Raw genomic sequence first — 13,010 nt, forward strand, 5'->3', positions numbered from 1 at the left:
TAAAAAAAGTATAGTATGAAAACGCTAAATCATTATTTATTATTTTTTTCAGTGCTACTAATGGCCTCTTCCTGCAGTAATACCAGGCAGCTACCCGAAGGAGAACTATTATATGTGGGAGGAAAAGTCAAAGTGATTGACACCGCTATTTCCCGACACGAACGCAAATTGCTACAAAAAGAATTGAAGCCCCTCCTCCGCCCTAAGCCAAATTCTAAGATAGCTGGTATGCGCATAAAGTTATTTTTATACAATCTCGCTGGTGAGCCTAAAAAGACAAAGGGATTCCGTCATTGGCTGCGTACTAAGGCGGGAGAACCTCCTGTATTGTTCAGTCAGGTAGATTTGGATTATAATACCCGGCTGTTGCAAAATTATTCCCAGAATCGTGGTTACTTTAAGGCCACCGCTTCGGCAGATTCTACCCGAAGAAATAAACGTGCCACAGCAGAGTATATTACTAAGCCCGGAAAACAATACCATATAAAAGAAATTAAATTCCCCACAGATTCCTCAGCTCTTGGAAAAGCTATAGCGGCTACCCGTGATAAAACGCTTTTTAAAGAAGGAGATGGTTATAGTCTTGATGTTGTTAAAGCAGAACGGATTCGCATTGACGGCCAACTTAAGGAACAGGGATACTACTATTTTGGTCCCGATTACCTAAAAGTACAAATAGATAGTACTATCGGTAAATATCAAACCGACCTGATTGTAAAAGTAAAGGAGGAAACGCCAAAACAGGCCAAACAAGTCTTTACTATCAATAAAATAATGGTTTACCCTAATTATTCGATAAAAGACAATAACCGCTATCTGAAAAAAATGGAAAAAGATACTACTGCGGTACTATCTTACCATGATTTTACAATTGTAGATAAGGATAAACTCTTTAATCCCCGCATCTTTGACCATACGCTCTATTTCTATAAAGGCGATTTGTATAACCGTACTGCCCACAATCTTTCGCTAAACCGCTTGGTGAACCTTGGTACATTTAAGTTTGTTAAGAACCAGTTTGTGCTTTCAGATTCCTTGGGTACGGCTTTGGACGCCTATTATTACCTTACTCCGCTGAAAAAGAAATCCATTCGAGTGGAAGTTTTAGGCAAAACCAATTCTGCGAATTATACTGGAACTGAACTGAATGTGAACTGGAGTAACCGCAATACTTTTAAGGGAGCTGAATTATTTACGGTTTCTATTTTTAGCGGGCTGGAAGTTCAAATGTCGGGTCAAAATAACGGATTCAATGTTTACCGTGTGGGTTCAGAAGTCAATATGATATGGCCTCGTTTTATTGCCCCGTTCCGATTGCATTCTTCCAGTGGCTTCATGCCAAAAACCAAAGCCACTTTGGGCTATGAATTCCAAAAAAGAGTACACTTGTATGCCTTGAATTCTTTCAAAGGTTCCTTTGGTTATCTGTGGAAAGAAAATATAAGGAAAGAACACCAACTGAATATTACGGATATCAATTATGTGAGTCCCAACAATGTGACCGCATTATATAGAGAACAAATGGCAGCTGATCCTACATTGGCAAAAGTCATTGAAAAACAACTCGTTTTTGGACCAACTTATTCTTATACGTATACGAATACAATGGAAACAAACCGAAAACATACGCTTTACTATAAAGCTTCGGTATATTTAGCAGGAACACTGGCAGGTATACTATCCAGTGCTAATGTTAAACAAGGTGATACCACTAAAGTATTTGGAGTGGCTTTCAGTCAATATGTCAAGATAGAAAACGATTTTAGACATTATATGAAACTTGGCATCGATTCTCAGCTGGCGAGTCGTATTATGTTTGGAGTTGGTTATGGCTACGGGAATTCAACAGAACTTCCTTATATCAAGCAGTTTTTTATTGGTGGTACCAATAGCATCCGGGCTTTCCGAGCACGCTCTATTGGGCCTGGATCATTTTTAAATGAAACAGAAAGTTCCTTTTTACCTGATCAATCGGGAGATATCAAACTGGAACTGAATACTGAATATCGGGTTAAACTTTTCAATATTGTCAAAGGAGCAGTCTTTGTAGATGCGGGTAATATTTGGTTGATGCATAAAAATCCAAATAAACCCGGTGCTGAATTCTCGAAAAAATTCTTGGATCAAATGGCAGTAGGTACCGGAATGGGACTCCGATTTGATTTTTCCTTTTTATTACTTAGAACTGATTTGGCTTTCCCTCTCAGAAAACCTTATCTGGAAGAAGGCCAACGCTGGGTGATTGACCAAATCAATTTCGGCAGTGGATCATGGCGCAAGGAAAACCTTATATTCAACCTGGCTATTGGTTATCCTTTTTAAATTCCTACTAACTTTTAATTGTATAAAAAATCAATTAAATTATACAACTATTTTTAAATTAAAAAATGTATATTTAATATATTCATCTGATAGTTAGTAAAATAATCGTTTTAAAGTTCCCTCGATTGGAATCATTGAAACACTCTCAATGGAATTAAGATTCACTTGATAGAGTTTCTGACACCCATTCTTTTTGCTATTAACTTCATTTGAAAGAATATTACTGAATTTAATTTTAAAATTATTTTAATTCAGTTTAAGGAGGTTTTTTAAAATATGGGAATATTGAAATTTCTTTTAAAAATCATGAAACTTTTTTTGTAATAATGCTTTTAATTTTACTAAATATCAAATTTGATTTTCAAACGACAAAAGTACAATAACACAATTTGGATAAAAAAAATAATTTCATAATAATAATAATAATAATAATAATAATAATAATAATAATAATAATAATAATAATAATAATAATAATAATAATTTCATAAACAATTTAAAAACTAAAATTATGAGTACAGCTAAAGTAGTATCAGGAGTATTGGCAGGTCTTGCCGTTGGAACGGTTTTAGGAATTCTTTTTGCACCTGAAAAAGGTTCAGAAACACGTAACAAGATTATTGATAAACGAAATGATTTAATGGATAAACTAAAATCAAAATACGGTGATTTAGAAAATTCATTAAAAAACGAATTTAAAAACGTTAAAGACGAAGTAACTAATTTAGCCGAAAAAGGAAATACATATTAAAAAGCGACCAGAATAATAACTGATCGTAAGTGTATTAGTTTCTTATAAAATTTTTAGTTAACTAAAACTTTAAAGCTATGACTGACAATGCAACACCACTTGCCACACTTTTAGAAAGAGCGGAAGATTACAGCAAAACAACTTTGGAGCTGTTTAAATTAAATACAATAGACAAATCAGCGGATGTAGTCTCATCACTAGTTTCGCGACTTGCTATTTTTATAATAGTTGCGTTGTCAGTCATAATTATTAGTATTGGACTGGCATTGTGGATTGGCAAACTGCTGGGTGATTCTTTTTACGGTTTTTTTGTAATTGGCGGTTTCTATGCTCTATCGGCATTCGTTCTTCACATTTTCCGTCATCAATGGATAAAATATCCAATTAGCAATTCTATTATCAAACAATTGTTAAAACAGAAACAACATGAAAACTAAAAATGAAACCGATTCGTTAAATGATTTAATCATTTTGGTGGAGCAAAAACGTGCTTATGAATTAGAATTATTAAAAGAACAGCTTCATATGGTAGCAGAAAGCTTAGACCCTTTGAACTTAATTAAGAGCGTATTTCACGAAGTAGTTGATTCTCCTGAAATAAAACACAATCTAGTTAATAGCGCAATAGGCTTATTTACAGGATTTATTTCAAAAAAACTGCTAACGGGCAATTCCCATAGTTCCTTTAAAAAAGTGTTGGGAACATTAATTCAATTTGGTGTGACTAATGTAGTTTCAAAACATTCTGATGATGTAAAAACAATAGTAAAAAATCTATTCAGTCGTTTTTCAAAATAACAAAGGACTATCATTGCTTACCCTGTCCTAATATTTATTATCAGAATCGTTGATGATTATCAATTCTTGATTGCCCAAACCATAAAAACATCTTATAAAAAATTCTAAAAAAGGGGATTCAAATACCTTTGAAAAATTTGCTACTCATGTCAGCAAAATGACCGGTAGTACTCCGGCATTTCTCATTGCTTTTTCGGTAGTAATTTTCTTTTTCAATTTTTATTTCCATATATATGTTCCAACAGATCCTGCTGCTAAAGATGTTGTTATCCATTTATCATTAAATTTAATATTGAAGCTCTCATTTACCAATCCATCATTTTCAACAATTAAAACTTTTGAACCCGAAGGCGTAATGAAAGCAACATTTTGCAAATTTCCGCTTGAATTACTTGCAATTCTAATAGAACCAGCTGGAACAAATTTTGAAGCATGTGCAATAATGTAATAGGCTACATTACGTTGAAAACTTTCGCTTGAAGTTATCGTTAAGGCGCCTTTACATGTTGTACATCCACCTGGTGTGTGAGGGCCAAAAGAGTCGTTGTTAGCTAAATTCCATTCTAAGGCATTCTTACTATAATTTCTCATAGAACCAATTATTACATTTCGAACATGCCATTTTAAATCTCCACCAAAATCAGTTGTTGAAGCGGTATATTGTTCTGTGAAATAAATATTTTTAGTCGGGTAAGAATTGTAAACATTAGTAAGAGCATTGATGTCCCCAGCATATAAATGGAAAGCAGATCCGTCCACAAAAGCAAATGCATCGGCATCTGCCAAAATAGCTTTTGGATAATTTGGATTATCGCAATTATGATCGTAAGCGATGATTTTTGCTGCAATATTGGCAGCCTTGAATGCTGGGCCTAAATTATTTTTTATAAAATTAGTTTGTTCTAAAGCCGACATTTCCATACTTGGATTATTTCCTCCGTTCAAAGGTTCGTTTTGAGGGGTAATAGCATCAATGACAACACCTTCAGCTTTCATTTGTTGAATGTATTTTACAAAATACTTAGCGTACACATCGTAATATTGAGTCTGTAATTTCCCTCCAATAAAACTGTCTTTGTCTTTCATCCAGAGCGGTGCTGACCACGGCGTTGCCAGAATTAAAATTTTTGGATTAATTGCCAAGATTTCTTTTAGAAGTGCAATCACACCATTTTTATCCTTTTCTAAGCTAAATTTCGCAAGGCCTAAATCGGTTTCTCCTGTCGGAAGATCATTGTAAGTGAACGGTGCAGCATTTAAATCAGAAGCACCAATACTGATTCGGATATAACTAACTCCAATTGAATTTTCACCAGAACCAAATAATTCTTGCAATAGTGCACTCTTTTTTAATGCAGTCAATTGATTAATCACATCAGCACTACCACCAGTTAAAGTGTATCCAAAACCATCAACCGTTTGATATTTTTGAGAAGCATTAACTTCAATATTTGTATATGCATTAACTGATGTACCAAATCCCAATGTTCCGGTTTGTTTTGCTAATAATACACTTTGATCTCCTTTTGTTAACCAAAAATCGACATCGTTTGTTACGACAACTGGAGGGTTTACCACAGGTGGATTAACCTCAGAATCTGCAACATCGTTTGAAGACGAGCAGTTTACCTGAGCAAATACTGTCATTGTAAAGAATAACGCTTTTATAGTATTTTTAAAATTTAGTTCCATTTTGACATTTTTTTAGTGGAGCAACTAGTATACAATAGTTTGGATAGCATGTGCAGGTATCCTAATTACTGTTTTTTCAGCAGCTATAATTAAATTATAAATAACCTCTTTATCAGATTGATTCATGACAATTGTTGCCATTGTACCATCAGTATTCAAAAATGAAGTACTTAATAATGCGCTTCTGCTCACGGCAGAACTCACTCTTACTGCATTCAAACGAATGAATTTTGAAAAATGACCAATATAATAATAAGACGGCGTATAAATTAATTCTCCCGTATTAGTATCAGCATGGATGGGCGCAAAGCAAAAATTGCCAACATGATTAGGTCCTCCATTTTGATCCAAAAGAATATTCCAGTCTGTCCAACCAGCTGTTCCGTTATTAAAATCATTAATCATAGAAATTCCATACCTTTCTCCGTTACCCCAAAATTGATATTTTTTGGTATCAAATTTCTCCACACAACCTTCTGTAAACAAAAGTCCTTTATCAGGATATGCCTCTTTTACTTTGGCAACATTATCAAACATTGATGAACCTCCCGACCAGTTTTCGTACCAATGAAAACCCAATCCCCAAACATATTTTGAAGCTTCCGGATCAGAATAAATTACGTTAGCTCTATAGTTCATCAAATCGCGGTTGTGATCCCATGCAATAATTTTTACTTTACCAAGTTTTTCTTTTTTTAGAGTTGGTCCAAGAAAATTTTTAATAAAATCTCTTTCGGCTTCGGCAGTATAAATACAAGATTCCCAAGTTTGAACAGCCATTGGCTCATTTTGAGTAGAAGTTCCCCAAATCGGAATTCCTTCTTTTTCATATGCTTTTATAAATTTAACATAGAAATTGGCCCATGTCTGGTAGTATTCAGGCAACAATGTTCCGCCTTTAAGAACATCCTTATTGCTTTTCATAAAAGCATTTGGCGACCATGGTGCTGCATAGGTGGTTAATTTTCCGCCAGCGGTCTGGATGGCCTGCTTTATTAATGGAATACGATATTGCTTATCATGATCAATAGAAAACGTTTTTAAAGCTGTATCTCCTTCTTCGATATAAGAATAGCTTTCACTGCTAAAATCAGAACTTTGTATTGTTGTTCTTAGCAATGAATAGCCTATTCCTTTTTGCTTATTATAATAAGCATTTAAGAATTCTGTTTGTTTTTCTTTTGAAAGTTTAGCAAAAATTTCAGCACTCGCATCTGTAATAGCACCTCCAATTCCCATAAAGGTTTGAAACTTTTTAGAGGGTTCTACAAAAACAGAGGTTTCAGTTTCAAGAGGTTGTTTGGCTGCTGAAAAAATTAAATTATCTGTAGATGTTAATCTTAAATTTGAATTTTCAGCGGTCGTATAAACCCTTATCTTTTTTCCATTGGTTGTAAAATCTTTTTTTGTTTTCGGTTGTTGGGCGAAAGCCACTAACGAAAACAAAAAACACAGAGCTTTAAAACTATTTTTTTTCATTCTTCCCTTTTTTAATTTAGACTTTTAAATGAGGTTGTCAAATCTTTTCACATAAAAAAATGCTATCAGATTTAAAAATAGCCCATACTCATAATGATTATGGGCTATTCTGCAACAACCAAACTAAATTTATTTATATTCCTCTTAACTCAATATTATCAACGGAGATTCCATCTTTAAGATTTTCGCCACCACATTTAATAACCAAATAAACTGTTTCTGTAGCAGTAGCGGTATAAGTCCCAGCATTACTCGCGCCATCACATCCAACGCTTGATATTTTTCCAGAAAATGCAGATGTACCACAACCTGCCCAAGTATTTATCGTGCGTATTTTTCCTCCGGCAGAATAATCGCTGTTTTGTGTTGGAATTATTGGAGATACAAAAACTTCAAACCAAGTGTTTGATACACCACTTGTAGAAGAGCACACCATATCAACTTTATAGGTGCGACCAGAAACTACACTAATAGCCTGATAGAATCCTTGCTGATTCCAACCGCCACCTGTAACTGTTGCTTTACCATTTGCAAAAGCCCAAGAGGTTCCTGATGCAGTTATGTTTAAAACTGTCCATTTGCTTATATCTGAAGCCGTGTCTAATTTACCCCCTTGAACCAGGTTTCCTTTAAGTGGATCAGAGGTATTAACTACAATTTGCTGTGTTGTTTTAGCTGTAGCTCCACCAATTCCTACTGCGTTATGTGATATGGTATAGGTTCCTGCATCTGGTAAAGAAATTTTTTCAGCAAATTTTCCAGTATATTCTCCATCACCAATATTCCATTTAGATAAAACCACTCCTTTAGTTTGAGCTGATAAGAGATAGGTGTTAATCTCACCATTTACTGGAGCTACAGTAAATGAAGCATCAATACTTGCAGCTGTTAAACCATTTCCGTTGCCTGTACCGACTTCGTCAGGTTGGCAACTTACTAGTGTACCTAATGATAAAGCAAACATTAGAAAAACACTTCTTTTTAAAATTATATTTAGGTTCATATGTTTTAATAATTAGTTGTTATAATTTGGATTTTGAATAATTTTAGTGTTTTCTAATTCTTTTAAAGGGATTGGCCAGATTTCATTTTTTCCAGCTGTAAAACCTCTACTGGCTAAAGCGGTAGCCGCTTTACCTGTTCTCACTAAATCGAACCAACGATGTCCTTCTCCTGCTAATTCTAATCTACGCTCTAACATGATTGCATTAATAGAAACCGGTACAGATCCTAATCCTACTCTGGCTCTAACAGCATCTAATAATGCTTGAGCTCTGGCTCCTGTTCCTCCTAATGCCTCTGCTTCCATCAAATAAGTATCTGCTAAACGAATTGAATAAACATTTTGTTTGTAATTTAAAGCCGTAGTACCACCACCAGTTGAAGCATCTGAATTTAATGGCATGAATTTTTTTAAGAAATAACCTGTATCTCCAAAAGAAGGAGCCCAATCAGCAACACCAGCTGCTTTAAGAGCTTTCATATCTAAAATAGTAGATTCAAAACGAGGATCTCCTTTTAAAACATCATATAAACTTTGAGTTACAGTATTAAAACTCCATCCTGAAACATAATCAGGAGCTGGTGAATTAGCTGGTCTCGTATACCCTCTGGGGCCAACCATAATGTTGATAGTATTTCCTTCGTCACTTCCACTACCCCAGAATCCCCAGTCGGCATTACTTTTATCTGTGTGAACAATTTCTATAATTGCCTCAGAATTAAATTTGTTGCTTATTTTCCATAAATCAGCATAACTGGCAACTAGTTTATATCCATAAATACTTGTTCCTCCAGGAGTTCCATTTACTTCAGCTAATTGAACTGCAGCTTCACTGTTTTTTCCTTCATATAATAAAACTTTACCTAATAATGCTTTTACAGCACCTTTTGAAAAACGGCCTCCTTCGGTACTAACCACAATGGTATTGGGTAAACTTGGAATTGCTTCTTTAAGATCTTTTTCAATTTGAGCATAAACTTCTTCTGGTTTTGCTTGCAAAACATTATAAAATTCGTTTGCTGGAAGTGGCTCTAATATTAATGGTATATTTCTAAATGTACGCAACAATTCAAAATAATAATAAGCACGTAAAGCTTTAGTCTCAGCAGTGAATCTAGCTTTTTTGTTTTCATCCATAGGAACATTTGGAAGTTTTTGAAGCAAGGTATTGGCTCTAAAAATTCCTTGATAGAAATCATTCCAGAAACTTCCTGGAATTGTTACTTGACTGATTGTATAATCAGAAAAAGCATGAATTCCGATACCATCAGTAGCTCCACCACCGCCAGCATAAAAATCATCAGATCCTGAGTTTAGCATACACACCATATTCTCAAATCCTCTTGATTGTTTTCCTAAAACATCATAAACAGCAATAAGTCCAGAATAAGCTTGCGTTTCATCTTTATAATAATTATTCTCTAATTCTGTTCCTTTTGGCTCAACAGTTAAAAAGTCTTCACTACATGACGCTGCTGTTAAAAGCACTCCAAATGCGAGAAGTGAATATCTTATATTTTTTATTTTCATGATACTTATTTTTTATATTAAAATTGTAAATTAACCCCTAACATAAATGTTTTGGCTTGTGGATAAAATCCTCTATCAATCCCCATTACACTTCCACCAATTTCCGGATCATATCCTGTGTATTTTGTGAATGTAAATAAGTTCTCCCCCGTTAAATAAATTCTTGTTCTGCTTAATCCCGCTTTTTTGATAATATCGGTTGGTAAGCTATAACCAAATTGAATGGTTTTAATTCTGAAATAATCTCCATCTTCCAGATAAAAATCTGAGGGGTTATTGAAGTTTTTATTCGTATCGTTACTTGTTAATCTAGGATAAGCAGTAGAACTTCCTTCTCCTGTCCAACGACCTAAAGCTGCTGTTTGATAATTTGCATTTGCAATATCAAGTCTTCTTAATCCTTGGTAGATTTGATTTCCGGCTGCTCCTTGTCCAAAAACTAATAAATCGAAGTTTTTGTAATCTAAATTAACGGTAAGTCCGTAAGTATATTTAGGGATTGGAGTTCCAATGTATGTTCTGTCATCAGCAGTAATAGAACCATCTCCATTTGTATCTTGCCAACGAAAATCTCCAGGTTTAGCATTTGGCTGAATTAAACCTCCGGAAGTATTTGTATAAGCTGCGATTTCAGCCTCATTTTGAAAAATCCCTTGTGTTTTAAATCCATAAAAAGCATTATAAGCTTGTCCTACTTCAACTCTTGTTATTGGGTAAGTACTTGATTGTACCGTTTGTCCTCCTGATAAAAACTGGATACCATTTCCCAAATTAGTAACCTCATTTTCTAAGTAAGAAAGATTTGCATTTACAGCAATATTTAATCCACCTACTTTTTTACGGTAACCTAATTCAAAATCTAAACCTCTGTTTTCCATATCAGCAACGTTTCCAACAGGGTTCCCTGTAGAACCTATATATCCTGGCAAAACAACATCTTGCAAAATTCCTGTTGTTTTTTTAAGATACCAATCCATTGAGAAATTGAAATCTTTAAAGAATGTAGCATCAAAACCAATGTTTGTTTGGCTAGTTTCTTCCCATCTTAAATCAGGATTTGATGGAGCATTAGGACTGTTACCAATTGTCACCGAACCAGTATTACCAATAGTGTAGTTTCTACCACCACCTACAGTAGCTAAATATCTAAAATCTCCGATAGCGTCATTTCCAGTAACTCCATAACCTCCCCTAAATTTCAATTGAGTAACTATGTTATTCTCTTTCCAGAAACCTTCTTTAGAAGCTACCCATCCTAAAGAGAATGATGGGAAAGTTCCGTATTTGTTGTTAGATCCAAAACGAGAAGATCCATCTCTACGAATAATAGCTGTTAAAAGATATTTTTCTTTAAAATCATAGTTTAATCTGGAAAATAAAGAGGTAACGATGTGTTCTGCACCTGTATAAGCTGATGCAATAATTTGCTCTGATGGTATATTAAAATTAAAAGAAGCGTCTTTGTAACTAGATACCGGTAAATTATTGTAAGTAACATTAGTTCCACTATTAATATTATCTACATAAGAACCTTGGCCAATTAAAATACTAAAATTGTGATCACTAATTTGTTTAGTATACAATACCGTATTTTCAATATTCCAACCAAATCCTTTATTTGTACCTCTGGAAAGATTATTTTGTTGAATGATAAAAGTTGAGTTTAAATAAGCAACTGGTGTAAAACTTTCATATCCCCAATATGCTAATTTACCACCTAGAGTACTTCTAAATTTCAAACCTGTAATTGGCTCAATTTCTAAATAAGCATTACCAACAAAGTTATCTGACCATCCGTAGTTCCCTAAACGAGTTTGTGTATAAGCTAACGGGTTAGACATTTCCTGAGTAACCCATGGAGAAATTCCGTAAGGATTACCGTTTGCATCTCTAAAAATTCCATTTTGATTGCTATATGGTGATCCATTAATACGAACTGGGTCAGTTTCAACAATTGGAGTAATAGGATCTAAATTGATAGCTGAACTTAATGGTCCTCCAAATTCACTATTAGTATTTCCTAAACCAACATTCTTCTCTCTGGAAAATCCTAAAGTTTGTCCAAAAGTCACACCTTTAATAATTTTATGAGTAGAGTTTAAACGAATGTTTTTTCTTGTATAATTAGAAATATCAGTAGTTACGATACCTTCCTGATCTAAAAGACCGAAAGAAGCATAAAAAGTTGAAACATCATTTCCTCCGCTTAAACTTAATTCATGTCCAATTCTGCGAGCACGATCATTAAAAATAGCATCTTGCCAATTACTTCCTTTGCCAAATGATTTTGGATCAGCAAATCTCACGCTTCCTCCACCAGCAACTAACGACTCGTTAATCAAAGTAGCGTATTGCTCTCCATTTAATAAATCAAGTTTTCTAGCAGCTTGAGAAACTCCTGAATAGCCATTATAGTTAACACTTAATTTGCCTGATTTACCTTTTTTTGTAGTTACAAGGATAACGCCAGTTGCTGCTCTTGCTCCATAAATAGCTTGGGAAGCAGCATCTTTTAAAACCTCAATAGAAGCAATATCAGATTGATTCAAATATCCAATACCACCCGCATCAACAACAACTCCATCCACAACCCATAACGGTTCGTTATTACCAAATGTAGTAATACCACGAACTCTAATCGTTGCCGAAGAACCTGGTTGTCCAGAGTTTGCAGCAATTGTAAGTCCCGAAACTCTACCTTGTAAAGATTGTTCAACTCTTGTTATTGGTAAATCTTTTAAATCTGAAGCCTTAATACTGGAAATTGCTCCGGTAACAACTGATTTTTTTTGAGTTCCATATCCAACTACGACAACTTCATTTAATGATTGAGATTCCGGTTTTAATTGAATGGTAATTTTTGTTCTTCCACTTACAGCTTCAGCAACTGTAGTATATCCTATAAAAGTAACTGTCAAAACACCATTTGAAGGTACTTCCATTTGGAATTTCCCATCAAAATCTGATGTAGTTGACTTCACTGTGCCTTTTAATAGTATAGTAGCACCTGGAATTGGCATTCCGCTTTCATCTGAAACATTTCCCTTAACGATAACATCCTGTGCTTGTCCGTAAACTGAGAATAGAATAGATGAAAAACAAAAAATAATTAATTTGGTTAATTTCATTTTTCAATTTTTTTTAGTTAATAGATTAGTAATATGATGCAATATTAGGCGTATTTTTATTTGATCAATAAATAACCATCCTTACAAAACCATATCAAACCTTAAAAAAAACCATATCATTAGCTTATCAATATTTTTGTAAAATACTCATTTTTAAACATTTACAACAACAACTTGTTTAGTCCAAAAAATAAAAAAACATAAAATAGTATTAAATCTTATATAGGATTATTACTTTTATTAAAATTGAAGAAAAAGCACCTCTAAATAATCTCTATCAATAGATTCATATAGTAAAAGATTAATA

9 protein-coding genes are annotated in these 13,010 nt (G+C 34.0%); 4 read left to right on the top strand and 5 right to left on the bottom strand.

The window, feature by feature from the left end:
- Positions 1–15: 15 nt before the first annotated feature.
- The 4 genes from tamL (at position 16) to GTZ96_RS07105 (ending at position 3,871) form a co-directional block, all read left to right on the top strand.
- Complete coding sequence (gene tamL, locus GTZ96_RS07090; RefSeq protein ID WP_161642312.1) at positions 16–2,322, top strand: translocation and assembly module lipoprotein TamL; 2,307 nt, start codon at positions 16–18, stop codon at positions 2,320–2,322.
- 511 nt (positions 2,323–2,833) lie between these two features.
- A complete protein-coding gene (locus tag GTZ96_RS07095; protein ID WP_161642313.1) occupies positions 2,834–3,073 on the top strand; it encodes a YtxH domain-containing protein in 240 nt (79 codons plus the stop codon).
- A 77-nt stretch (positions 3,074–3,150) separates the two neighbouring features.
- Positions 3,151–3,510, top strand: coding sequence for a hypothetical protein (locus GTZ96_RS07100; RefSeq protein ID WP_161642315.1), 360 nt, complete (start codon positions 3,151–3,153; stop codon positions 3,508–3,510).
- On the top strand, positions 3,500–3,871 hold the full coding sequence (locus tag GTZ96_RS07105; protein WP_161642317.1) for a hypothetical protein: 372 nt from the start codon (positions 3,500–3,502) through the stop codon (positions 3,869–3,871). The genes GTZ96_RS07100 and GTZ96_RS07105 overlap by 11 nt, the downstream gene beginning before the upstream one ends.
- Before the next feature lie 219 nt (positions 3,872–4,090).
- Here the strand turns inward: GTZ96_RS07105 and GTZ96_RS07110 are convergent, their stop codons facing one another.
- From GTZ96_RS07110 to GTZ96_RS07130, 5 genes are all read right to left on the bottom strand, one after another.
- Positions 4,091–5,563 carry a glycoside hydrolase family 30 protein gene (locus GTZ96_RS07110; RefSeq protein ID WP_161642319.1) on the bottom strand — a complete coding sequence of 491 codons (1,473 nt, stop codon included), beginning with the start codon at positions 5,561–5,563 and terminating at the stop codon, positions 4,091–4,093.
- 24 nt (positions 5,564–5,587) lie between these two features.
- Entirely contained in the window at positions 5,588–7,042 is a 1,455-nt protein-coding gene (locus tag GTZ96_RS07115) for a glycoside hydrolase family 30 protein (RefSeq protein WP_161642321.1), read from the bottom strand.
- A gap of 133 nt (positions 7,043–7,175) precedes the next feature.
- Positions 7,176–8,045: a hypothetical protein gene (locus GTZ96_RS07120; RefSeq protein WP_161642323.1), complete on the bottom strand. Its 870-nt coding sequence runs from the start codon at positions 8,043–8,045 to the stop codon at positions 7,176–7,178.
- Between the two features lie 12 nt (positions 8,046–8,057).
- Positions 8,058–9,575, bottom strand: a complete 1,518-nt coding sequence (locus tag GTZ96_RS07125) for a RagB/SusD family nutrient uptake outer membrane protein (RefSeq protein ID WP_161642325.1) — start codon at positions 9,573–9,575, stop codon at positions 8,058–8,060.
- A gap of 17 nt (positions 9,576–9,592) precedes the next feature.
- Complete coding sequence (locus tag GTZ96_RS07130; RefSeq protein ID WP_161642327.1) at positions 9,593–12,703, bottom strand: SusC/RagA family TonB-linked outer membrane protein; 3,111 nt, start codon at positions 12,701–12,703, stop codon at positions 9,593–9,595.
- Positions 12,704–13,010 lie beyond the last annotated feature (307 nt).

This window comes from Flavobacterium undicola, from assembly GCF_009909155.2.
Lineage (GTDB): Bacteria > Bacteroidota > Bacteroidia > Flavobacteriales > Flavobacteriaceae > Flavobacterium > Flavobacterium undicola.